The sequence below is a fragment of the Rufibacter sp. LB8 genome (genome assembly GCF_014876185.1).
GTDB lineage: Bacteria > Bacteroidota > Bacteroidia > Cytophagales > Hymenobacteraceae > Nibribacter.
Genome location: NZ_JADALJ010000001.1, coordinates 2,436,413 through 2,459,660 on the forward strand (window position 1 = coordinate 2,436,413; position 23,248 = coordinate 2,459,660).

The following is a 23,248-nucleotide window of genomic DNA, read 5'->3' on the forward strand; positions in this document are numbered from 1 at the left end:
CAATACAACTCTTAAATTATAGTCAAAATCATATTTTAAAAGTTTATGAAAAATTACTATCACTTTCTTGGGCTTGAAAGTAATGCCTCCCAAGAAGAGATAAAAAAAGCATACAGAAAATTGTCACTGAAATTCCATCCTGACAAAAATGGTGGAGATACTTTTTTTGAGGATAGATTCAAACAGATTAATGAAGCATATGAGACGCTTTCTGACTCAGCTAAAAAGCTAAGTTATGACAGTAAATTGCGTGAGTATTTAAATAAATCTCAAGAACATCGTTTCACAGCTGAAGAGGTAAGGGATTTTGCTGAGAAGATAAAAAAAGAATACGAAGAAAAACTACGCCAAGAACGCGCTAAAAATACTGCTTCTGCTTTTAATAATCAGAATAATCATCAACAGAGTAAAAATTATCAGAAAACGTCTGGTTCACAACAGCCTAAGTCTTCACCTTCAATAAAAAACAATTACAATTCTTTTATATTATTTACCCTTATAAGTTTATTTTTTATTATTATACTATTATTTTTTGCAAGGTCTAAAAATTATGATAATAAAACTGCTGAACTAGCAGCTGGAATTCAATTATTTAATAATGAAAATTATTCTGAAAGTTATAAAATTCTGCGGAGCCTAGAAAATGATGAAGTTTTTACTCAGGAGGCTAGGTATTGTCTTGCCTATATGCATGGAGTGGGACTAGGAGTACAAGAAAATGATTTATTAGCAAATAAAATGATGAATGAAATTTCGCAAGGAAAGGATACTCTTCAGGCTATCTTTGCTGATTACTATTTAGCAACACAATATTACCATGGCAAAAATGGTATAAATGAAGATAAAACCGAGGCTTTTAAAAGATTTTTGAAAGTAGCTAAGAAAGGTAATTCAACCGCCATGTTAGTTGTTGCTAAATTATATCATAATGGAGATGGAACAGGCAAAGATTTACAACAGGCCAAATATTGGTATCAGTCAGCCGCAAATGGAGGGCTTCAGGTTGCAATAGACGCATTGAAGGGAAGTGACTTTAAAATTGCAACTAGAAAGTCAGATCATGAAAAGAAAAAGTCTAATCATGAAAAGAAACAATATAAATTATTGCAAGAAGAAGTTTATTCTGATGACCAATATGATTTTTCATTTTACCGATATTTAGAAGAAACTAGCACTGAAGTTTTAGATGCCTGTATAATGTACAAAGAGTCAAATGGGAAAGATATAAATGTAATTGTACCAATTGGTGGGAAAGTAAGAATTCTGGATGTTAATACTGATAGTGAATATTTCTATACTGAATGGCAGGGCAATTATGGATATATATTATCAAATTACTTTATTAAGTTATAAAGCGTCCGCTAGCAAGAATCTGCGACTCGTGTTTACACACGTTCCTATACAAACTTTCAGAAGTTAAACTTTCAGAAAAAGGAATCCATATGTGTGCCGACACATACTGCAGACTTTCGCCTGCAAAAGAGTACATTAATGATTTGATATAATCTTGTATTTAAAGCAATGTGTTGTTGGATAAGTTACGACTAGTTCCCATGGGTTATATTGTGAATCATTTCTCTTGCCTTGGTTTTCTTGATTTCGTTTTGGGGCTCATTTTCAGAAACGGGCCTTAAAACGCCTTTCTCCTTGCACTTAACCAAGAACCTGCACGCCGTGTCTTTTTTCCGTTGCGCAAACAAACCAGAATAGAGTAACTTTGTAGAGCGATGGAGAATTTTGTTGTTTCGGCCCGGAAATACCGCCCTACCACCTTTGACAGCGTGGTGGGACAGCACCACATTACCACTACCCTCAAAAACGCGATTAGCAGCAACCATTTGGCCCAGGCCTTCCTGTTCTGCGGCCCGCGGGGCGTGGGCAAGACCACCTGCGCGCGTATTCTGGCCAAGACCATCAACTGCCAGAACATTACTCCAGAAACTGAGGCCTGTGACGTGTGCGACTCCTGCAAGAGCTTCAACAACAACAGCTCGTTCAACGTGCATGAGCTGGATGCGGCCTCCAACAACTCGGTAGAAGACATCCGGAACCTGGTGGAGCAGGTGCGCTACGCCCCCCAGACGGGCAAGTACAAAATCTACATCATAGATGAGGTGCACATGCTCTCCAACTCGGCGTTCAACGCGTTTCTGAAAACCCTGGAAGAGCCGCCCGCTTACGCCATTTTCATTCTGGCCACCACCGAGCGCCACAAGATCATCCCCACCATATTATCCCGTTGCCAGATCTTTGATTTTAACCGAATCAGGATTGAAGACATGGTGCAGCACCTGGGCCGCATTGCCGCCAAAGAGGAAATCACCGCCGAGGACGACGCCCTGCACCTGATCTCCCAGAAAGCCGATGGTGCCCTGCGTGATGCCCTGTCTATTTTTGACCAGATGGTGACGTTCTCGGGCAACCACCTCACCTACAAGGCCACCGTGCAGAACCTGCACATTCTGGACTATGACTATTATTTCCGGCTCACTGATTTTTTGCTTACCCAGAACCTGAGCGGCGCGCTGTTGCTGTATGATGAAATCCTGAAAAACGGATTTGACTCGCATAATTTCGTCTTGGGCATCGGTGACCATTTCCGGAGTTTGCTGGTGTGCAAAGACACCGTGACGGTAGCTTTGCTGCAAGTATCTGAGAACATCAAGAGTCAGTACGCCAAACAGGCCCAGGAAGCCAGTTTGAGTTTCCTGCTCTCGGGGTTGAACCTGGTGGGAAGCTGTGACCAGAACTTCAAGGCGGCCAAAAACCAACGGCTGCACGTGGAACTGCTGCTCATGAAGCTGGCGCATTTGCCCCACGCCCTGCAACTGGCCTCAGACGTCTCTCTCACCGGGGACGTCAAAAAAAAAACTAATGGAAGTTCCGGCGTAGCAGCCCCCGCAGCGCCATCCGCTGTTTCTTCGGCGCCGCCGCAACCAGCACCGCAAGCTAGTTCAGCTCCAAATCTAGGCACGGCACCTACCAAGGAAGCGCCAGTTTTAGCTTCATTTGCGGAACAGAGCCCGGAAACGCACCACAACACCGCGCCCGCTGACATGGACGCCGGCGAAGACCCCATTTTCTCTGACGAATATCCCGAAGAAGCGCCTTCGTTAGTCCCTTCTGAAGAACCGAAACCAGCCCCGGCCATGCTGGCGCCGTCACGGCCTATTTCTTCGCCGCTGGCGGGAAAGAAAGCCTCTAAGCTGCCCAGCTTCAAGAACCTGGAGGAGAAAGTAGCGGCATCGGCGGCCCCGGCGGTGGAAGTGCTGGAAGAGGAAACCGAAGACTACGTGCCCGGCTCCCTCCCGCCCATCAACGCTGAGAAACTGGAACGCCTCTGGAAGCTCTACGTAGACCGCATCAAGAACACAGACCGCACCCTGGAATACACCATCCTGAACCGCGAATGGCATTTTGACGCCGAGAAAGCCGAGATTCAGCTCAACGTGGAGAATGATGTGCAGGTAGCCGAGTTCAACAGCTTCAAACCAGAGTTCATGGCGTATCTGCGCCAGGGCCTGAACCACAACCGCCTGCAGGTGCGCATTGACGTGGTGCAGCAGGAAAACGGCCGAAAGCTCTACACCACCCAAGACAAGTACAATTACCTGGCGGAACAATACCCCGTGCTCAAAGACCTGAAAACCCGCCTGGGGCTAGATACAGATTTTTAATTGCTGTACAGCCGCCGCAGAAAAGTTGTAACATTTACGCAGGCCGTCCATAGAAACCACCCACTTTGTCCTCTTGGAAAAATCTAGTGAGCAAGCCATGAAAACGTTTGGCAAAAGTCTGTCTAGTTTGCTAGCGAGATCCTTTCAGGATGACAAAGGAGGAGAAATAGTTACATTGCCAGTTTTGCCTTCTAAATAACCTCTGCTAGCGGTTCGCGTTACTTCAGTCATCGTCTATTACCAAAAAAACCATGCCCCACGTGTTTGACCGTAAAACCGATTCTTTTTTTGGGAGCATCAGCTTTCTGGGGTATTTGCTGGTACCAGCAGGTATTATACTAGGCGGTTCAGTGTTTTGGTCTGCCGCTGACAAAGTGCAGATGCTGAGCGTGGGTGCGTTGTTGTTTTTGTTGGGCGTGTTGTTCCAGAGCACGCACCACGGTTTCCAACTAGATTTTAAGAAACAGCGCGTGCGCGAATACCTGAGCATGTTTTGGTTCAAGACCGGCAAGTGGGCGCCGCTGCCGGCTTTCCGGCGCGTGGTGCTCAGCTCCAACCTCGGCCCCGGCCCAAATGACCACGGCCATGTGCATGATGGGGAAGAACCCAAGCCACTCATTTCCTGGTTCACCATTTCGCTGTACTCGCAGGCAGAAGCTCCGGACTATGAGCTCCGCACCGATAACAAAGCCGATGCCCATAAAACGCTCCAGTTGTTAGCCAAACAACTCAACATTCCCGCCGAGGACACCACCCGACCGTTGTAGTCATTTTCCGTTTTTGGCCTCGTTTCTGAAAATGAGCCCGAAAACGGAAGGACCTCACCCCCGGCCCCTCTCCCACAGAGAGGGGAGAAATCTGGTATGCGTGGTAGAGACAAGGCAGTGCCTTGTCTCTACGTTTCGATTTAACTACCGCAAGTGTAGGCCGTTTGCGCACCTTGAGGCAGGGAAACTCCCTCACCCTAACCCTCTCCCAGTGGGAGAGGGAATTGCGGCACAAAACCGCCAGAATCCTTATCTTTGGTTATCAGACCTAACACAAACCTTCCCGTGAAAAGAAGATTCCTCCCCCTGTATATGGCATCAGCGGTGCTGCTGACCCAGTGCAAGACCAGCACGCCGCCGCAGACAGCGCAAACGCAACCAACTGCTGCCACGCCCACCACAGTCCCGGCCCAAAAAGAATTCACCTATACCACCGTTCCCAATGACCCGCTCAAGGCCCGCATCTATACCTTGGACAACGGCTTAACGGTGTACCTCACGCAGTATGACAACGCGCCGCGCATTCAGACCTACATTGCGGTGCGCGCGGGCAGCAAGAATGACCCGGCCAATGCCACAGGGCTGGCGCATTACCTGGAGCATATGGCGTTCAAAGGCTCCAGCCGGTTGGGCACTATTGACTGGGAAAAAGAGAAAGTAGAGCTGGACAAGATTGAGGCGCTGTATGAGCTGTACCGCACCCAGAAAGACCAGGCCCAGCGCCAGAAAACCTACCACCAGATTGACTCTATCTCGGGCGTGGCGGCCAAGTATGCGGTGCCCAATGAATATGACAAACTGGTGGCGGCCATGGGCATGAAGAATTCCAACGCCAGCACCTGGGTGGAACAAACCATCTATTACGGCGACATCCCGAGCAACCAACTAGACAAATGGGCCATGCTGGAATCTGAGCGCCTGGGCGTGATGGTGCCCCGCCTGTTCCACACCGAGCTGGAGGCCGTGTATGAAGAGAAAAACCGGTCGCTGGACTCTGACCAGAACAAAGCCTTTGAGGCCGCGTTTGAAGCGCTTTTCCCCACGCACCAGTACGGCACGCAGACCACCATCGGCACTGTGGAGCACCTCAAAAACCCGTCCATCACCGAGATCAAGAAGTATTTTGATACCTACTACGTGCCCAACAACATGGCCATTGCCATGAGCGGTGATTTGGATTTCGACCAGACCATTAAAACGATTAACGAGCATTTTGGGCGCTGGAAAAAAGGACCCGAGCCGGTGTACCATGCCCCGCAGGAAAAACCTATGGCTGCCCCCGTGGTCAAAGAAATTCTAGGGCCTGAGGCTGAGATGGTGCTGATGGCCTACCGCCTGCCAGGCATCAAGAGCAAAGACGCGTTGGTGCTGCGCATGATCAATCAGATTCTGAGCAACGGTCAGGCCGGCTTGATAGATTTGAACATTAACCAGAAGCAGGCCGCCCTGGGCGCAGGTTCGTTCGCGGAGATTTACAATGATTACAGCGCCCATTTCCTGAGCGGGAACCCGCGGCAGGGACAGACGCTTGACCAGGTGAAAGACTTGTTGTTGCAGCAGATTGAGATGGTGAAGAAAGGAGCTTTTGAAGATTGGCTCATTCCGGCCATCGTGAACAAGAACAAAATCAGCAAGATGCAGGCTTATGAAAGCAACGCCGCCCGCGGCACCGCCTTCGTAGATGCCTTTCTGGCGCGCCAGGACTGGGCCGAGTACCTGAAGCAGGATGAAGCCTTCGACCGCATCACCAAGCAAGACGTGATGGACGTGGCCAACCGCTACTACGCCAACAACTACGCCATCATCTACAAGCGCATCGGCCAAGACCCCACCGCCCAGAAAGTGGACAAACCCACCATCACGCCTGTGCCTGCCAACCGCGAGGCGCAGTCTGACTACTACAAGCAAGTGGCCGGCAAAACCGTGTCTGACCTCAAGCCGCAGTTTCTGGACTATCAGAAAGACATTCAGCAGGGCACGCTCAAGGCCGGAATACCCATCTATTACACCAAAAACCAGGAAAACGGCCTTTTCAACCTGTACTACCTCCTGGACATGGGCACCAACAATGACCTGAAACTGGGCCTGGCCGTGGATTACCTCAAATACCTGGGCACCGATAAATTCACCGCCGAGGAACTGCAGAAGGAGTTTTTCAAGATTGGCTGCTCGTTCAACGTGTCCTCGGGCCAAGACCAGGTGTATGTGTCCTTGACCGGGTTAGATGCCAATTTAGAGCAGGGCCTGGCCTTGTTTGAAAGCCTGCTGCAAAACCCCAAAGCCGACCAAAAAGCCCTGAATGATATGGTGGCCGGCATCTTGAAAGACCGCAAAGACGCGAAGCTGAACAAGAACATCATCCACAGCGTGGCCATGGTGAACTACGCCAAATACGGCCCCAAAAACCCGTTCACGCACATTCTCAGCGAACAGGAACTGAAGAAAATCAAACCCGCTGAGTTGATTTCCCGCATCAAGAGCATTCCTACGTACCAGCACCGCGTGTTGTATTATGGCCCTCGGGAGTTGCAGGCCATTTCGGCTACCTTGAACACGGGGCATCATGTTCCGGCTAGCTTAAAACCGGTTCCAGCGGAGAATGCCTTCAAGGAACTGGACATCAACAAGCGCCAGGTGCTCTGGACCGATTATAAAATGGTGCAGGCCGAACTGCTCTTCCTGACCAAATCTCTGAACTATGACCCGAAACTGGTGCCCACCATCAGGCTGTACAACGAATATTTTGACGGCGGCATGGGCGCCATTGTGTTCCAGGAACTCAGAGAATCCCGGGCTTTGGCTTACAGCGCCAGCTCCAGGTTCAACAACGCCAGCAAGAAAAACCAGGCCAACTACATCATGTCGTACATCGGTACGCAGAGCGACAAACTCCCCGAGGCCATGGCCGGCATGCAGGAACTCCTGAATGAGTTGCCCCTGGCGGAGACCAACTTCACCAACGCGAAGGCCTCGGTGCGCAACAGCATCGCCACGGAGCGCATCAACAAAGTGGGCATCTTGTTCAACTATGAGCAAGCCCGCAAACTGGGCGTAGAGCATGACCTGCGGCGCGACATCTATGAAAGCCTGGACGCGATCACCCTGGATCAGATAAAGACGTTTCAGCAGCAGTTTGTGAAAGGCCAGAACCAAACTATTCTGGTCATCGGGTCCAAGGATCGGCTCAATTTCAAGGAACTGGCCAAGTACGGCACCGTGAAACAGTTGACCTTGAAAGAGCTGTTTGGGTACTAGTATTCAGTTGTCAAGAAAGAAAAGGAGCAGCCTAGCGGTTGCTCCTTTTGCGTTTTTGGGCTACATTTCTGAAATGAAGCCCAAACCAGAAAAGCGCTGGCAAAGGCTCAGGCTCTCTTTTTTTCACCTTCCCCAAAGAATCAACCTGTGACCGTTTTCTTGCTGCGTAGCGTTTTAGTTGTTGCCCTGATATTGCCAACCCTGCTGATTTTTTCGTTGCCAGTGGCGGCGCAGAAGAATTTCATTAAAGGTTATTTTGTGACCACGGCCAATGACACCATTCAGTGCTTTATCAATGACAAGGGCTGGAACCAGAACCCCAGGCAGATTGAGTACAAAATCACCGCCGCCGGCGAGGCTGCCACGTTCCGGCCCGCTGAGATCAAAAGCTTTGGCTTGTCTACCGGAGACATTTATGAAGGCCGGGTGGTCACGCGCAACAACTCGCCCAAAGACCTTGAGGCACTGCGCCTGGGAAACACCGGGGTCACGACCACAGACACCGTTTTCCTGCGGGTGCTGGTGCGCGGCGCGGCCAACCTGCTCTACCTCAACAACGGCAACCGCGACTACTTCTATTACCAGACCAACGCAGACATCCCTGTGGAGCTAGACGTACGCTACACCCTGCAGCAAGATCCGCTCACCGGCAAGGCGCTGTTCATCACTGACAACAGGTTCCAAGCTCAGTTGAAATCCTATTTTGAAGCGTGCCCCGCGGTGGTGAAGCAGCTTACGTTCGCCAAATACAATATTTCAGACTTACGTGCTGCGTTCAAGGCATATAATGCCTGCACCCAAAACCAAGGCTATGAAGGAGCCGCCAAAAACCTGACGCTGGCCTTTGGCCTGTTGGGCGGCACATCTCTGACCTACGTGGACTTTGACACGCCTGAAACTCCATCTTTGCAGCACACGCCTTTTCAAGGTGGCCCAAGCTTGAACGTGGGCTTGGCCCTGAACATCATTATTCCGCAGAACCGGCAGAAATGGTCTTTTTACAATGAGTTGCTTTTAAAGAGTTTTAAAGCCACCGGCAGTTTTGAGGAACACTTACCCTTTGCGTATGAAACCCGCCACTATTACACAGAGTTTGACGTGAAAAGCGCAGGGCTCACCTCTATGTTGCGGTACCAATTCCTGGACACGCCGGTAAGGCCGTATGTGAATGCTGGGTTTGCAGTCAATTACATATTTGATGTGCAGGAATTCCAGAGCGTGCGCACCACCTTTGACTTCACCACCCGGGAGACTTACTGGGAACCTACGCCACTGGGCGTTTACCAGCAGGTGGAATTGGCTTTGGCGCTGGGGGCTGGGGTTACGTACAAGAAATTCAGCCTGGAAACTCGCGTTGAACGTGGCGATTCCTTTTCGCACAGCCTGGCACCTTCCCATAAAATTGCTGCCATGCTACTTCTTTTAGCAATGAACGCGGCAAGGCCATAAAAGGTAAGTGCGTTTTCGGCTTCGTTTCTGGAAATGAGCCCGAAAACGGAAAATCTTTGACACCCCAGATTTCAGTTGGGAAACCAAGTGCCTGTTCTGGCTTACGTGCCATCTCTCCCTTCTTCTTCGGCGGCAAGACGCCCTCTATTTCTGAGTTTTACAGACACCAAAACCAGAGACGGTTCATATTTCTGAAGTTTCTCAGAATAAATTTCAGGTAAAAATCTGGTGACCAACCTTTACCAGAACGGCTCTGTCAGGGCGCAAACGCCGTATTCAACATTGAGAAGAAGGTGGCAACTGGCTTGGCTTGGAACTTTCTTGGGGCTATGGAAAAATAAAAAGAAACAATGCCGCCCCGCCGTGGTTTACCTTTTGATTTTCAACCAACTACAAAAAAACCAATGAAAAGATTAATCATTTTTGCACTGTCTGCCGCGTTCTTATTCGGCTGTTCTTCTAAAGAGGAAACCACAGAGACCACCACCACCACTGAAACCATGGTCACAGATTCTGTCACTACTACAGACAACGCCATGGCCTCTGACGCCAAAGACATTGTGACCCTGGCCATGGAAACGCCTTCTCTTTCTACCTTGGTGCAGGCCGTGAAAGCCGCTGACCTGGTAGGTGCCCTGCAAGGCGAAGGTCCGTTCACTGTGTTCGCGCCCACCAATGAGGCCTTCGCCGCGTTGCCCGCCGGCACCTTGGAGAACCTGTTAAAGCCAGAAAACAAGCAGATGTTGGTAGACCTTTTGATGTACCACGTGGTAGAAGGCAAGGTGATGTCAACAGATTTAACCAACAACATGATGCCCAAAACCCTTAACGGCGCCACCGCTAAAGTGATGCTGAACGGTTCAAGCGTGATGATCAATGACGCCTCCGTGACCATGGCCGATGTGGCTGCCTCTAACGGCGTGGTGCACGTAATTGACAAAGTAATAATGCCACCTACTAAGTAATACCTAGTGAGGTAACGCAAAAAGGGCCGATGCTTTCTAAGAAAGCATCGGCCCTTTTTGCGTTTTTGACCCCGTTTCTGGAAATGAGCCCGAAAACAGAAATTACCTGCCAAAGTGGTTCTGACGTTTTACTCTTTGGTGGCCAAAACCTGGTGCACGGGCGTGAAGGTGATGTCTGGGTAGCGGTCATTGTCAAGCGGCGAAAGCTTGGGCAGACCAGTGAACATATCATACATGTATTGCATGCCTTGCCAGGCCGGGAACACTTCTCCTTTGGCGGGTGCCAGCGTTTTGGTGGCGGTAATTAATCCCTTTAACACCCCCAAACCGCCAACCCTAAATAATTTAAATGGCTTGCCCAGGGCCTGGCTGGCGGCGGCTTGTAAACCTCTGGCGGTAAGCACGTCGCCGGCTATGCGCAAAAACCGAGGCGTGGTAGGGTCCAGCGCCGCGGCGGCGGTAAATTCAGCGGTGTTCTCAATGGTAGTGAAGTCCAGCGGCTGGTCTGGGTTGCCGTAAAACATGATGCGGGAGATGCCCTGCAGCACAATAGGCGCCTGCCCCGTGAGCAAATCAGCGAACATGCCGTTCAACACAGACGTGGCCTGAATGGGGGCTTTGTCCAGAATTTGCTGGAACTCCTTTCTGAAATCCAGGTTCCGGTTTTGGCCGCGCGGCAGTTTGGTGAAATCAATGGAGAAATCTGAGGGAATAAACTTTGGTACGCTTGCCGCTACCGCCGCGTTCAGGAGTTGCGTCTGCGCGTCAATCATCACTTCCCGCAATCCCGACAAGGCAGAGACCACGCAGGTTCCGCCCTCACAGGCTTTGGCAAGAGCCGCTGCATTGTTGAAATCTACTTCCACCACCGTCACGCCCATGGTATGCAAAGGCGCCAGCCGACTAGCCTCGGTGCCCGGTCGAACCAGCGCGCGCACATGGGCTCCCCGTTGTTTCAGGAAACGGGCAATGCGGCGGCCCAGGTCACCGGTGGCCCCGGCAAGAATAATAGTGGCAGAAGTGGTAGACATGGGGAAGCGGCTTGGTTCTGAGGAATAACCTGTAGACAGGTAAAAGGTTGTAGGCTATGACCTAAATGCTCCTATAATTCCCGTTATTGGCTTCGTTTCAGGAAATGAGCCCGAAAACGGAAAGCTGGCGTAACCCACAATTCACTTCTACTGCGCTGTAACTTCCCTGGCATCTATCCTGTGGCGCACGTCAACGATAGCATTTTCTCTATGAAAACAATTTGGTTGGGTTTATTGCTCTGCTTGGCCCCTTGGCTGTCTTTCGCGCAGAAACCAGTGACACTGGAAGAAAAAATTGGGCAGATGCTGATGATTGGCGTTCCGGGCACCATAGCCGACACCACCAGCGCCTTTTACCAGGACATAAAGCAGGGTAAGATTGGCGGCATTACGCTGTATGAACGGCACCTCACCCCTACTAACGCGGCCGAGAACCTGAAGAACCTGATCAGTAACTACCAGAAAGCCGCGCCGGTTCCCTTGCTGGTGTCCATTACCCAAGAAGGCGGCGTGGTGAACCGCCTGAAAGAGAAATACGGGTTTCCGCGCATGCCCTCGGCGCAGTACCTGGGGCAACTGAATAACCTGGACAGCACCAAATTCTACGCCGACAACACCGCCTACACGCTGTCACGGTTGGGGATTACCATCAATTTCGCGCCGGTGCTGGATGTCTACGCCCCTACCAACCCCGTGCTGGGCTCCCGCGAACGCACCTATTCCATAGACCCCGACATCATCATCAAACACGCGGCCCAGGTGATTAAAGCCCACAACTACTTCAAGGTACACACGGTCATGAAGCACTTCCCCGGCCACGGCAGCTCCACCGAGGACTCACACCTGGGTCTCACCGATGTCAGCCGCACCTGGAAACCTAGTGAACTGGAACCGTACCGCCGCCTGATCAAGCAAGGGTTGGTACAGGGCGTGATGACGGCGCACATTGTCAACACCACCTTAGATGAAGGCAAACTGCCCGCCACGCTCTCTAAAAAAGTCATGACCACGCTGCTCCGGAAAGACCGGAAATTTGACGGCGTCATCTTCTCAGACGACCTGCACATGAAAGCCATCAGCGCGGAATACGGCCTCAAAGAAGCCCTGGAACGCGCCATCAACGCCGGCGTGGATGTGCTGCTGTTCTCTGGCAACATCGCTGGTGAAGCACCCGTGTCTGGCAGTACCCTGGTGGCCATGATTCTGGAACTGGTGCAGGAAAAGAAAATCCCTGAAAGTAGGATTGAGGAAGCTTATGGAAGGATTATGAAGATGAAGAATCGCTGGTAGAAGCGGTTGAGGATGGCATTTCTGTTTTCGGCTTCTTTTTAGGAAACGAGACCGAAAACAGTAATTCCTAATTCCTTTCACCTCAGTTTTTCGTATATTTGATTAGTAAACCTAAGCGTTATGAAATCAGAATCTTATAACATAGCATTGAGTTTTAACCAAATTCTGGACTTGGTGCGCCAGTTACCTAAAAGCCAGAAAATAAAACTCTCCAAAGAATTGGAGAAAGAAGGCATTTACACGAAGCTCCAGAAACTGCTTTCTACCTTCAAAGCAGAAGACCTTTCTATAGAAGATGTAAACCAAGAAGTAGAATCGGTAAGACAAGAGCTTTATGCCAATTCAAGGAAAGTTTAAAGTCATTTTTGATACCAATATTTGGATTAGCTTTTTGATTGGCAAGCGGTTAAAATCTATCACTTCCCTTATTGCCAACGGAAATATTCATCTAATCCTATCTGACCAATTGTTGACAGAAATTAAGTTGGTCACTTCGCGTCCTAAACTTCAGAAATATTTCCCACAGAACGCAGTGGTAGAGCTATTAGATTTGCTTGACACCATTGGCACACGTTATAACGCAACTCCAACCCATACCTTAGAGAGAGACCTTAAAGACAGCTTCCTGCTCGATTTAATTGACGCTTCTAACGCACATTATCTGATAACAGGAGATAATGACTTGCTTGAACTTGGGAAGTTTAAAACTGCCAAAATCATTTCACCAAAGGAGTTTGAAGTAGTCTTGGAAATATCTTAAAATTCGAGGCAACTAATATCTTACAAGATAATCAATACATGGAAAATTATCATAAAATAACAAGAGATGATTTCATGAAATTCTTTCGTGATAATGAAAAATTAAATGAATTATATGCAGATGATAGAGTTGAAGTTTTCAGAACAATACTAGTAGGAAGTTCTGATTTCACTAAAAACCTTTTAGATGAAATTTTATCTGATTATTGCGTTTCTAATCTTGAGGTAATTGACTTAGATAATGAAAAAAGAAAATAACTGGACAAGAGACGAAACAATAATCGCTTTCAACGTTTATTGTAAAATCCAATTTAAGAAAAGCAGCAAAACTAATCCAACTATAATTAAATATGCCAATATCATTGGCCGCTCTCCCTCCGCATTAAACATGAAAATTGGTAACTTTGGAAGATTAGACCCTGAATTAAGAAGCCAAGGAATAGTAGGATTATCTAATGGAGGCAAACTAGAAGAAACTATTTGGAATGAATTTCATGGTAATTGGGACAAGCTGGCATACGAAAGCGAATTACTGATTGCAAGATTTCAGAACAAGGCAATTGAAGACACAATAGATGTTGAAACAATTGAATTTCCTATTGGCAAAGAAAGAGAAGCAATAATCAAGCAAAGGGTAAACCAAAGCTTCTTTCGTTCAACAGTTTTATCATCATACAATTTAAAATGCTGCATCACAGAATTATCCATAACAGACTTTTTAGTTTCAAGCCATATTATTCCGTGGTCAGAAGATAAAAAGAATAGATTAAACCCACGCAATGGATTGTGTCTGAACTCAATTCACGATAAAGCGTTTGATAAAGGTTATATTACTGTCACCCCTGATTATAAAGTTATGACTTCAAAGTATTTTAATGATTTCAAAACTGACAAATCCGTTTTAGATTTCTTTTTAAAATACGAAGGCCTATCCATTAACCTACCCGACAAATTCCTTCCCTCAAAAGAATTTTTGGATTATCATTACCAAAATAAATTCAAAAAATAAAATTCTTCACACAGAAGACAATGGAAGCTTTGAATACCCCATTGAAGATAATATTGTAGTAGTTTCAGGCAATGAAGAGATATTACGTATTCCAATTTCAGAATTTAAATTACGCGCAGGCTTTTTATTAAAGAAGATTAGAAATACCCCAGGCGTTTTTCCAGTGCCAGAAATAGAGCAATTTATGAAAGACATAAACTGTCTTTCATTAAAGGCAAGTTCTTCTGCTAAAACAGATATAACCATTGTGGTGCATGACCAAAGAACAGGACTTCAACCATCTTTAGGCTTCAGCATTAAATCTCAATTAGGCAATCCCTCCACCCTCTTAAACGCTGGTGAGACTACCAATTTTATATACAAGATAACTGGCGCAGCATTCAGCCAGAAGGAAATAGATGACATTAACAGCATTTCCACAAAAAGTAAGATTAAAGACCGCATTTCAGCAATTACTTCTAAGGGCGGTCTATTTTCATTTGTAAAAACCCAACGCACTATTTTCGGCAACAATCTTATTCTTATTGATAGTTTATTGCCTCAGATTCTTGCTAGCGTATTATTTCATTTTTATACATCAAGTCATTCAAACACAGCAGATTTAGTAAAGATAACTGAAACACAGAACCCGCTAGACTTTGATATTTCTGACAAACACCTGTTTTACAGTTACAAGATAAAGCGGTTTCTTACTGATATTGCCTTAGGCATGATGCCCTCTAAGGTCTGGACGGGTCAATATGATGCTACAGGTGGTTATTTAATTGTAAAGGCAGACGGCGAAATAGTATGCTACCATATTTACAACAAAAATGAGTTTGAGGACTATTTATTCGCAAATACAAGGCTTGACACGGCCAGCAGTACCCGCCACGACTTCGGCGTAATCTATAAAGAGGCTGGAGAATATTATTTTAAACTCAATCTGCAAGTGAGGTTTAAGTAAACAAAAGCATCTGAATTTGTGCCACAGCCCGCGGCACAATTGCCCTGGCAATACAATTGCTTTAGTTTTACTTCTATTTACAACTTTGAGGCCAAAAACACGTTTACGCCACCAACAAAAGGAAAGGCTGCCTGATTTCTCAGACAGCCTTTCCTGTTTACAAAACTTTCTCCTCCTAGAACTGGTCAATAAACCCATTCAACGTAGCACTTGGGCGCATGGCCACCGCTACTTTCTCGAAGTCAGGGTGGAAGTAACCGCCCATGTCTACGGGCTTGCCTTGCTCGGCAATCTGCTCCTGTACAATCTTCTCCTCGTTCTCCGTTAAGCTATTGGCCAAGTCAGTGAAGCGGGTTTTCAGCTCCTCGTTCTTGGTTTGCTCGGCCAGGGCTTGGGCCCAGTAAAGCGCCAGGTAGAAGTGGCTACCTCGGTTGTCAATGCCGCCTACTTTACGGGCCGGCGATTTGTCTTTCTCCAGGAACTCAGCGTTGGCTTGGTTCAGGGCTTCGGCGAGCACGGCGGCTTTGTCGTTTTTGGTTTTGTAGGCCAGGTCTTCCAAAGAAACAGCCAGGGCCAGGAACTCACCCAGTGAATCCCAACGCAGGTAGTTTTCTTCCTGGAACTGCTGCACGTGCTTCGGCGCGGAACCACCGGCACCGGTTTCAAACAGCCCGCCGCCGTCTAGCAAGGGCACAATAGAAAGCATTTTGGCGCTGGTGCCCAGTTCAATAATCGGGAAAAGGTCTGTGAGGTAATCACGCAGCACGTTCCCGGTCACCGAGATGGTGTCCTTTCCGGCAATAGCGCGCTCAGACGTGTATCTAATAGCTTTCACCGGCGACATGATCTGGATGTCCAGGCCGTTGGTGTCATGGTCTTGCAGGTAACGCTCTACTTTTTTGATTAGGTTGGCATCATGCGGGCGCTGCGGGTCTAGCCAGAAAATAGCGGGGGCACCGGTAATGCGGGCGCGGGTCACGGCCAGTTTCACCCAGTCCTGGATAGGCAGGTCTTTGGTTTGGCACATTCTGAAGATATCGCCTTCCTCCACTTTCTGCTCCATTAACGCCGTGCCAGAAGCATCTACCACGCGCACAGTACCGCGGCCGGTCATCTGGAACGTCTTGTCATGCGAACCGTATTCCTCGGCTTTCTGCGCCATCAACCCGATGTTCGGCACGGTGCCCATAGTTTTGGGGTTAAAGGCGCCGTTCTCTTTGCAGAAATCAATAATCTCCTGGTAAATACCGGCGTAGCTGCGGTCTGGAATGATGAATTTGGTGTCATGCGCCTTGCCATCAGTTCCCCACATCTTGCCAGAGGTCCGGATAGCGGCCGGCATAGACGCGTCAATAATCACGTCATTGGGGAAGTGCAGGTTGGTGATGCCTTTGTCTGAATCTACCATGGCCATGGCCGGCGCATTGTCATACACCGCCTGAATATCGGCTTCAATGGTGGCGCGTTGGTCAGCCGGCAAGGTCTGGATTTTACCATAAAGATCTCCCAGGCCGTTGTTTACGTCCACGCCCAATTGCTTCAGCGTTTCGGCGTGCTTGGTGAACACGTCTTTGAAGAACACCGTCACGGCATGCCCGAACATAATAGGGTCAGACACCTTCATCATGGTGGCTTTTAGGTGCAAGGAGAACAGCACACCTTGCGCCTTGGCATCAGCAATCTCTTTCTCAAGGAACGCGCGCAACGCTTTTTTGCTCATCACTGATGAATCAATCACTTCGCCGGCTTTCAGAGAGATGTTTTCTTTCAGGGTTTTGGTGCTGCCGTCTTCGGCCACGAACTCAATTTTCACGGCACCGGCCTGCTCCACGGTCACCGACTGCTCACTGCCGTAGAAATCGCCTTCGGTCATGTGGGCCACGTGCGACTTAGAATCAGCAGACCACGCACCCATGGAATGCGGGTTCTTGCGGGCGTACTGCTTCACGGCATCGGCCACGCGGCGGTCAGAGTTGCCCTCGCGCAGAACCGGGTTCACGGCGCTGCCCAACACTTTGGCGTAGCGGCTCTTGATTTCGGTCTCAGCATCATCTTTCGGCGTGGCCGGATAATCTGGAATGTTGTAGCCCTGCGCCTGCAGTTCTTTGATAGCCTGCGTCAACTGCGGAACCGAGGCAGAGATGTTCGGTAATTTGATGATGTTCGCCTCTGGCGTTTTAGCCAGTTCGCCCAGTTCTGCCAGGTCATCGGCTTGCCGTTGTTCTTCTGTTAAATTCTCTGGGAAGGTGGCCAGAATACGGCCTGCCAACGAGATGTCGCGGGTTTCCACGTCAATGCCTGCTGCCTTGGTGAACGCCTTTACAATGGGCAGGAACGACTGCGTGGCCAGCGCCGGGGCCTCATCTGTGATGGTATAAATAATCTTTGCGGTGTTGCTCATGTCTTTCTGGTTTAGGTTTTGCGCCGAGGCGATTTTCCATTAAAAACGCCTTGGCCTGCACACCCATAAACGTGGACGCGCAGAAGGCAAATATACGTGTCTTTTCAATACGCCCGAACCTACGTTGCTGATTGGTTTCTGTTGTCTTCTTCCTCCTAGTCTGTTTGCCTCCAAACCCATCTCGCGCAGAAACCAATAGACCCATTTCTCTTTGATCAGACGCTTAGGGCAGAAATCCAGACGAGCAGGCTTGCGTTTTCGGGCTCATTTCTGGAAACGGAGCCAAAAATGGCAATTTCAACTTTCGCTTCTTGCTTGCTATTCGGGATTTGTAACCCCGAATCACTCTGTCTGGGATTTGTAATCCCCGTGGTAGGTGAACTTATAGCACAACGGGGATTGCAAATCCCCGACAGAGGTACTTTCGGATTTATCAATCCGAAAGAGCGGAGCTGAGGAGCGAACCTTGGTTTAGAAATCCGAAAGAGCGAACGTGGGAGAGCAACCGTTGAGAGCGAACGAGCCAGAATTTGGGCAAGGTTCCAGTTTAAAACTCTTCCGTTTTCAGCTTCATTTCTGGAATTGAGCCCGAAAACGGAAAGAAAGTTTACGTGTTTTGGAGACGAAAAGTGTGTTGCCGGGCAGTCTTGAAACTGACTGTTACTGAACGATCCAGGTAAAAAGAAGTAGCCGTTTGGGTTGAGATATTGGTTTCTTTCGCCCATCTTAGCACCAATACCCGTACAAAAGACCACTATGAAAAAACACGCCACGCTTTTGGGCCTCAGTGCCCTGCTTTTTTTCAGCTGCCAGTCCCAGAGTTCCAACCAGGTCACCACCCAGGCCACCGACACAGTTTCCACGGCACCGGTAGCGGGCGCACCGGCGGGCGCAGAAACCTCGGCCACCCCCTCGCGCCAGGAACAGCAGCGCGAAGCCGACATGCTGGCCAAAGACACCCTGAACGCTGTGCAGGAAGAAATAGTAAAGAAACCGACGGCCAGCACGACCCAGAGCTTCGCCGCTTTTTTCACGCAGTTTGAGGCCACCATCCAGCGCCAGGACGCCGCCGCTTTCAACAAATTCATTGACCCGCAGCGCGGCCTCTACACCATTGAGACCACCGGCACCATGCCCAATTTCTACCACATCACTGACATTGCCAAGCACCGGCTGTCTAACTTCAACAAACCGTTTTTCACCATTAAGGAGTTGTTCAAAGGCTGCCAGCTGAAAGAGGTGAAAACCTGGCCCAAGATCAACTGCGAAGGCGACGGGGATGCCTACGCCCAACGCGGCTGCTTCTTGACCGACGGCAAAGAATTCCAGCAGCAGCGCATCCACCAGTTCGCCAGTTTACCAGACGCCGAGAACCAACGCGTGGAGAAAACCCTGCCTTTGGTGACTAAATCTGTGCTGCATACCGTCTCTGGCTATAAATTCTACTTCGGGCAGATTGACGGGCAGTGGAAGGTGTTGTTTATTAACCTGATGACACCTTGTAGCGCGTAAATTGCGTTTGAATTAGTTTTGATTTGAGAAGAGCCGTTCTGTAAGTAGAGCGGCTCTTTTTGTTACATGACCACCCCCAACCCCTCCTAGGACAGGAGGGGAGTTATCTGGAATGCTAAACTCTGCTGGTGTCAACATTACCCAATGGCCCCTTCAAAGGGGGAATATTATGCATGCGAAGGCAGAAGAAAGCCAAACGTGGGAGACAAGGCGGTGCCTGGTCTCTACACCTGCACAATTTCCAGTTTAGCTTCCATTTCCAATCCAGAGCCTAGAAACGGGATTGGCAGAGACACTCGTAGGAGCTGCGCACGCTACGAGGTCTTTTGAGCAACAGCAATCGGAACCTCCACCGTAGAGACAAGGCGGTGCCTTGTCTCTACAACCAGCAACCGAATTCCAGTTTCGCCTCCATTTCCATTTTAGAGCCCGAAAACGCAATTTACAGAAAGGCTCCCCTCCTGTCTTAGGAGGGGCTGGGGGTGGTCACCTATTCCAGCCTTTCCATCGAGCGCCTCGCGGGTTGGCCTTGTATGGCCGGGGCTAAAAGAAGAGAACAGCTATGGCCAAGACGGGCAGCGCGAGAGGGGAAGGCGGGGCCTCGCGGCCGTGAGCGCCCGGAGCCCGGCTATGGAATAGGCCGTCTTGTAGAACTCAGGATGAAGCGGCGGTTTGGAAGGAAAGCAAATGGCATGCACAAAAGCTGTTGAGGCCACAGTTCAGGTTGTTGGTGATAACAACGGCGAAGGAAAGCTGCTGGCGCCGCAGTCTTAGTCGTTGGTGAGAACACCAACAACGGCAAAAAAACGACGCAGTAAACGAAAGGAAATCAATACAAAAATCTTCGTTAGATCCTTCGACAGGCTCAGGATGACCGTAACAATGTAAACAGCAAACCTAAAACCGCGTACACTCTCCAACACCGTTTTCGGGCTCATTTCTGGAAACGAAGCCAAAAACGCAAGCCCATGGCCTGGTACCCAAACCTTCCCCCACCCGACCCGCAACTGGTGCGTACGCTCACCGAGCAGCAGGAAATCTTGCGCCAGCAGGTCATCCTCCAGAAACCAGACTTCCACTTAAACTACCTGGCGGGTTGTGACTCTTCGTTCATCGGCGAAAATATCTTATCGGTGTTTGTGGTGCTGAAATTCCCGGAGTTGGAGCTGGTGGAAAAGGTGTGGCATTATGCGCCGGTGGAGGTACCGTACATCCCGGGGTTTCTGGCGTTTAGGGAATCGCCTAATCTGGTGAAAGCCTACGGAAAACTGCAACACACGCCAGACCTGATCATGGTAGACGGCCACGGCATTGCGCACCCGCGCCGGCTGGGCATTGCCAGTCAGTTGGGTGTGCTGCTGAACAAACCCACCATGGGCGTGGCCAAAAAAGTGTTGACGGGCAAATACGAGGAACCAAGTTTAGAAAAAGGAAGCATTACCCCGCTCACGCAGAAAGGCGAACACATTGGCAACGTGCTCCGGACCAAAGACAAGGTACTGCCCGTGTTTGTGTCGCCGGGGCATTTGATGGACCTGGAAACGGCCACCGCCATTGCTCTGCAGACCGCGGTGAAACACAAACTGCCGGAACCTACCCGGCTGGCCGACCATTACGCCGAGGTCTTTAAGGCGGAAGCTAAAAACCTGTAGTAATTCCTATAGCAATCACAAGAAACGCCCTGAGAGACAAAATCTTCAGGGCTTTTTTAGGCCGTTGGCTTGAAATTCAGCAGGATTGCAGATATTGCAGGTACCCGGCAAAAACCACTTCCTACAACTAAGATTGAGCTCTGCATGAATGCAAAACATGTGTTAATTCTTCTGGCCATGGCCGCATTGGACATTTTTGTGTTCACGGAAGTGGTGAGCCTGCTCCGGGCCACGTCAGATTCGGCGGTATTGCTGGGCGTCATGTTCCTCGTGCTCCTGATGACGCTTAATTATTTTGTCGTTAAATTAATCCTCGCAAACAGCAGAAAAAAATGAACCGCAAAGTTGTCACCAGCATTCTCTCCAGCCTTTTCATACTGATTATCGGAGTAACGCTCACCCAGTCCTGCACCCGCGTAGACGCCGGCCATGAAGGCGTGCTGGTGAAACTCTACGGCACTGACAAAGGCGTGCAGGACGTGTCATTGGTGACGGGCCGCGTGTGGTTCAACCCGTTCACCGAGGAAGTGCACGAGTTCCCCACCTTTATCCAGACCCGCGACTATGACGCCTTCACGGTCAACGCCAAAGACGGCTCGGTGTTCACCGTGGACCCCACCATCTCGTTCTATGTGAAAGCGGGCGCTTCGCCGATTATCTTCAAAAAATACCGCAAAACCATTCAGGAGATTGCCCAGACCACGCTGCTCAATTACGTGAAAGACGCCTTCAGAATCAGGTTGAATCAATACAGCACCGAGGAAATTATCTCCAAGCGCCAGCAGTTTGAGGCCGAAGTGCAGAGTACCCTGGATTCTGCCCTGCAGAAAGACGGGTTCAAGCTGGAGCAGATGACCAGCGGCCTCACCTACCCCGAAGAGATTGTGCGCGCCGTGAACCTGAAAAACCGCGCCGTGCAACAGGCCATGCAAGTAGAAAACGAATTGAAAGTAGCCGAAGCCCAAGCCCGCAAGAAAATTGTGGAAGCCCAAGCTGAGGCCGAAGCCAACCGACTCCGCCAGCAGACCTTGACGCCGCTTTTGATCCAGCAGCAGTTCATTGAGAAGTGGAACGGCTCCACGCCGCTGTACGGCAACTCGCCGGTGTTTTTCAAGAACGTTCCGCAGTAGACTTTTTCTGACACTCAACCAAACCCATCGGCCTTACGTCTAAAACGTGAGGCCGCTGCCGTTTAGAGCCGGTCCATCCACCATTTTGAATCTATATGGAAGCTCTCAGAAAATTCAACTGCACCTCTGAAGAAGAACTCTGGCAACAAGTGGCCCTAGACATCGCCCGCGACAAGAACCTCACCTCCTACTCCGCGCAACTGAACCTCAACGACACCGAGGTTTTCCTGGACATTGACATTGACCTGGGCGGCGGTTTTGAGAGCGGTTTCTCCACCACCACGTTCATGGCGCCGCTGCTGTCTCCCTCCACGTTTCAGTTTGTGCTGCATGAACAAGACTGGATGAGCGAGATCGGCAAGTTCTTCGGGATGGACGATGTGACCTTGGGCTACCCAGAACTGGACGAGGCCTTTGTGGTGAAAACGAACCAACCAGAAACACTCCAAGCCCTCTTCGCCGATGAACACCTCCGGCACGCCCTGCTGCAGCACCCCAACTGTGAACTCAAACTAGGCACAGAAAGCGATGACGCCGACGCCCCACCCTTCATTACCTTCTCCAAAGACGAAGCCATCCTGGACATGACCAAACTGCAAGAAGTCTATAGAATGGTAATAACCATCGTGCAAAAGTTGGCTGGGCCGGTGGTGTAGACACTCGTAGGAACTGCGCACACTACGAGGTCTTTTGAGCATTTGCTGTGCGTAGAGTTAGCGCCAGCGCTCTACGCACTTCCAGACAGCCAATCTCCAGATTGGCACCAAACGTAGATTAACATTCACACGCAGAACATTTCAACCATGCCCAAAGAGCCACGGCCCTACCACATGCACAACCCAGAGGGCATGTATTTTGTCACGTGCACGGTGGTGTTTTGGTTAGACGTGTTCATCAGGGCCAAATACAAAGAAGTCTTTGTAGAAAGCCTGAAGTTCTGCTGTCAGCACAAAGGACTGCAAGTCCACGCGTGGTGCCTGATGACCAGCCATGCGCATTTGATTCTTTCTGCCAAAGACCCAGAAACCACCAATCTAGCAGGTGTTCTTAGAGATTTTAAGAAGTACACCGCCCAACAGATCATCCGGGAAATTGAAAGCACCCTATTAGAAAGTCGTCGGGATTGGCTGTTGGATAAATTTGAATTCGCGGCTAAGAGCAACAGCCGAAATACTACGTACCAGTTCTGGCAACAAAACAACCACGCCCTGGAACTGACCAGCAATAACTTTATGGACCAGAAGCTGCAGTACATCCATGAAAACTCGGTAAAAGAAGGCTGGGTGGAAGAACCGGAGCACTACCTCTACAGCAGTGCCCGCGATTATGCGGGATTGAACGGGTTGGTGCCAATTACTTTCATTGAATGAAGGTTTATGCCGTACCGCCAATCTGGAGATTGGCG

20 protein-coding genes are annotated in these 23,248 nt (G+C 49.5%); 18 read left to right on the forward strand and 2 right to left on the reverse strand.

All coding sequences use genetic code 11. The features are described from left to right. The first annotated feature begins 45 nt into the window (after window positions 1–45). The 6 genes from IMY23_RS10330 (at window position 46) to IMY23_RS10355 (ending at window position 10,113) form a co-directional block, all read left to right on the forward strand. On the forward strand, window positions 46–1,353 hold the full coding sequence (locus tag IMY23_RS10330) for a tetratricopeptide repeat protein (protein ID WP_192822009.1): 1,308 nt from the start codon (window positions 46–48) through the stop codon (window positions 1,351–1,353). A gap of 374 nt (window positions 1,354–1,727) precedes the next feature. After that, a complete protein-coding gene (locus IMY23_RS10335) occupies window positions 1,728–3,677 on the forward strand; it encodes a DNA polymerase III subunit gamma/tau (RefSeq protein WP_192822010.1) in 1,950 nt (649 codons plus the stop codon). 251 nt (window positions 3,678–3,928) lie between these two features. Next, window positions 3,929–4,444 carry a hypothetical protein gene (locus tag IMY23_RS10340; protein WP_192822011.1) on the forward strand — a complete coding sequence of 172 codons (516 nt, stop codon included), beginning with the start codon at window positions 3,929–3,931 and terminating at the stop codon, window positions 4,442–4,444. Between the two features lie 285 nt (window positions 4,445–4,729). After that, window positions 4,730–7,699: a M16 family metallopeptidase gene (locus IMY23_RS10345; RefSeq protein WP_370589843.1), complete on the forward strand. Its 2,970-nt coding sequence runs from the start codon at window positions 4,730–4,732 to the stop codon at window positions 7,697–7,699. A 147-nt stretch (window positions 7,700–7,846) separates the two neighbouring features. After that, window positions 7,847–9,148, forward strand: a complete 1,302-nt coding sequence (locus IMY23_RS20310) for an outer membrane beta-barrel protein (protein WP_192822012.1) — start codon at window positions 7,847–7,849, stop codon at window positions 9,146–9,148. A gap of 404 nt (window positions 9,149–9,552) precedes the next feature. After that, on the forward strand, window positions 9,553–10,113 hold the full coding sequence (locus tag IMY23_RS10355; RefSeq protein WP_192822013.1) for a fasciclin domain-containing protein: 561 nt from the start codon (window positions 9,553–9,555) through the stop codon (window positions 10,111–10,113). Window positions 10,114–10,241: 128 nt separating this feature from the next. On the opposite strand, the gene IMY23_RS10360 is transcribed toward IMY23_RS10355, so the two are convergent. Further along, window positions 10,242–11,144, reverse strand: a complete 903-nt coding sequence (locus IMY23_RS10360; RefSeq protein WP_192822014.1) for an NmrA family NAD(P)-binding protein — start codon at window positions 11,142–11,144, stop codon at window positions 10,242–10,244. A 210-nt stretch (window positions 11,145–11,354) separates the two neighbouring features. Between IMY23_RS10360 and IMY23_RS10365 the strand changes: the two genes are divergently transcribed. The 6 genes from IMY23_RS10365 to IMY23_RS10390 all read left to right on the forward strand — a co-directional run bounded on the left by IMY23_RS10365 (window position 11,355) and on the right by IMY23_RS10390 (window position 15,148). Continuing rightward, window positions 11,355–12,434, forward strand: coding sequence for a glycoside hydrolase family 3 protein (locus tag IMY23_RS10365; RefSeq protein ID WP_192822015.1), 1,080 nt, complete (start codon window positions 11,355–11,357; stop codon window positions 12,432–12,434). 120 nt (window positions 12,435–12,554) lie between these two features. Next, window positions 12,555–12,791, forward strand: coding sequence for a type II toxin-antitoxin system VapB15 family antitoxin (gene vap15, locus IMY23_RS10370; protein ID WP_192822016.1), 237 nt, complete (start codon window positions 12,555–12,557; stop codon window positions 12,789–12,791). Further along, entirely contained in the window at window positions 12,769–13,194 is a 426-nt protein-coding gene (locus IMY23_RS10375; protein ID WP_192822017.1) for a putative toxin-antitoxin system toxin component, PIN family, read from the forward strand. Before vap15 ends, IMY23_RS10375 begins: the two co-directional genes overlap by 23 nt. Before the next feature lie 38 nt (window positions 13,195–13,232). Further along, the gene (locus IMY23_RS10380) at window positions 13,233–13,451 is read left to right on the forward strand and encodes a hypothetical protein (protein ID WP_192822018.1); all 219 of its coding nucleotides are present in this window, start codon (window positions 13,233–13,235) and stop codon (window positions 13,449–13,451) included. After that, complete coding sequence (locus IMY23_RS10385; protein ID WP_192822019.1) at window positions 13,435–14,202, forward strand: HNH endonuclease; 768 nt, start codon at window positions 13,435–13,437, stop codon at window positions 14,200–14,202. The genes IMY23_RS10380 and IMY23_RS10385 overlap by 17 nt, the downstream gene beginning before the upstream one ends. Before the next feature lie 52 nt (window positions 14,203–14,254). After that, window positions 14,255–15,148, forward strand: a complete 894-nt coding sequence (locus IMY23_RS10390; protein ID WP_370589908.1) for an HpaII family restriction endonuclease — start codon at window positions 14,255–14,257, stop codon at window positions 15,146–15,148. 175 nt (window positions 15,149–15,323) lie between these two features. On the opposite strand, the gene IMY23_RS10395 is transcribed toward IMY23_RS10390, so the two are convergent. Further along, window positions 15,324–17,549 carry an NADP-dependent isocitrate dehydrogenase gene (locus tag IMY23_RS10395; RefSeq protein ID WP_192822020.1) on the reverse strand — a complete coding sequence of 742 codons (2,226 nt, stop codon included), beginning with the start codon at window positions 17,547–17,549 and terminating at the stop codon, window positions 15,324–15,326. 756 nt (window positions 17,550–18,305) lie between these two features. Here IMY23_RS10395 and IMY23_RS10400 point away from each other — a divergent pair. The 6 genes from IMY23_RS10400 (at window position 18,306) to IMY23_RS10425 (ending at window position 23,213) form a co-directional block, all read left to right on the forward strand. Beyond that, the gene (locus IMY23_RS10400; RefSeq protein ID WP_192822021.1) at window positions 18,306–19,061 is read left to right on the forward strand and encodes a hypothetical protein; all 756 of its coding nucleotides are present in this window, start codon (window positions 18,306–18,308) and stop codon (window positions 19,059–19,061) included. A 968-nt stretch (window positions 19,062–20,029) separates the two neighbouring features. Further along, complete coding sequence (nfi, locus tag IMY23_RS10405; RefSeq protein ID WP_192822022.1) at window positions 20,030–20,713, forward strand: deoxyribonuclease V; 684 nt, start codon at window positions 20,030–20,032, stop codon at window positions 20,711–20,713. Between the two features lie 69 nt (window positions 20,714–20,782). Beyond that, window positions 20,783–21,049 (forward strand): hypothetical protein, encoded by a 267-nt coding sequence (locus IMY23_RS10410; RefSeq protein ID WP_192822023.1) that lies wholly within the window; start codon window positions 20,783–20,785, stop codon window positions 21,047–21,049. After that, on the forward strand, window positions 21,046–21,843 hold the full coding sequence (locus IMY23_RS10415) for a prohibitin family protein (protein WP_192822024.1): 798 nt from the start codon (window positions 21,046–21,048) through the stop codon (window positions 21,841–21,843). Before IMY23_RS10410 ends, IMY23_RS10415 begins: the two co-directional genes overlap by 4 nt. A 95-nt stretch (window positions 21,844–21,938) precedes the next feature. After that, window positions 21,939–22,499: a hypothetical protein gene (locus tag IMY23_RS10420; protein ID WP_192822025.1), complete on the forward strand. Its 561-nt coding sequence runs from the start codon at window positions 21,939–21,941 to the stop codon at window positions 22,497–22,499. Window positions 22,500–22,646: 147 nt separating this feature from the next. After that, entirely contained in the window at window positions 22,647–23,213 is a 567-nt protein-coding gene (locus IMY23_RS10425; RefSeq protein WP_225986474.1) for a transposase, read from the forward strand. Window positions 23,214–23,248: the final 35 nt, after the last annotated feature.

Coding starts and splice junctions, on each gene's coding strand:
- IMY23_RS10395 (WP_192822020.1), bottom strand. CDS start 17,549: ATGAGCAACACCGCAAAGATTATTTATACCATCACAGATGAGGCCCCG.
- IMY23_RS10400 (WP_192822021.1), top strand. CDS start 18,306: ATGAAAAAACACGCCACGCTTTTGGGCCTCAGTGCCCTGCTTTTTTTC.
- IMY23_RS10420 (WP_192822025.1), top strand. CDS start 21,939: ATGGAAGCTCTCAGAAAATTCAACTGCACCTCTGAAGAAGAACTCTGG.
- IMY23_RS10375 (WP_192822017.1), top strand. CDS start 12,769: ATGCCAATTCAAGGAAAGTTTAAAGTCATTTTTGATACCAATATTTGG.
- IMY23_RS10415 (WP_192822024.1), top strand. CDS start 21,046: ATGAACCGCAAAGTTGTCACCAGCATTCTCTCCAGCCTTTTCATACTG.
- IMY23_RS10425 (WP_225986474.1), top strand. CDS start 22,647: ATGCCCAAAGAGCCACGGCCCTACCACATGCACAACCCAGAGGGCATG.
- IMY23_RS10360 (WP_192822014.1), bottom strand. CDS start 11,144: ATGTCTACCACTTCTGCCACTATTATTCTTGCCGGGGCCACCGGTGAC.
- vap15 (WP_192822016.1), top strand. CDS start 12,555: ATGAAATCAGAATCTTATAACATAGCATTGAGTTTTAACCAAATTCTG.
- nfi (WP_192822022.1), top strand. CDS start 20,030: ATGGCCTGGTACCCAAACCTTCCCCCACCCGACCCGCAACTGGTGCGT.
- IMY23_RS10340 (WP_192822011.1), top strand. CDS start 3,929: ATGCCCCACGTGTTTGACCGTAAAACCGATTCTTTTTTTGGGAGCATC.
- IMY23_RS10355 (WP_192822013.1), top strand. CDS start 9,553: ATGAAAAGATTAATCATTTTTGCACTGTCTGCCGCGTTCTTATTCGGC.
- IMY23_RS10335 (WP_192822010.1), top strand. CDS start 1,728: ATGGAGAATTTTGTTGTTTCGGCCCGGAAATACCGCCCTACCACCTTT.
- IMY23_RS10380 (WP_192822018.1), top strand. CDS start 13,233: ATGGAAAATTATCATAAAATAACAAGAGATGATTTCATGAAATTCTTT.
- IMY23_RS10385 (WP_192822019.1), top strand. CDS start 13,435: ATGAAAAAAGAAAATAACTGGACAAGAGACGAAACAATAATCGCTTTC.
- IMY23_RS10365 (WP_192822015.1), top strand. CDS start 11,355: ATGAAAACAATTTGGTTGGGTTTATTGCTCTGCTTGGCCCCTTGGCTG.
- IMY23_RS10330 (WP_192822009.1), top strand. CDS start 46: ATGAAAAATTACTATCACTTTCTTGGGCTTGAAAGTAATGCCTCCCAA.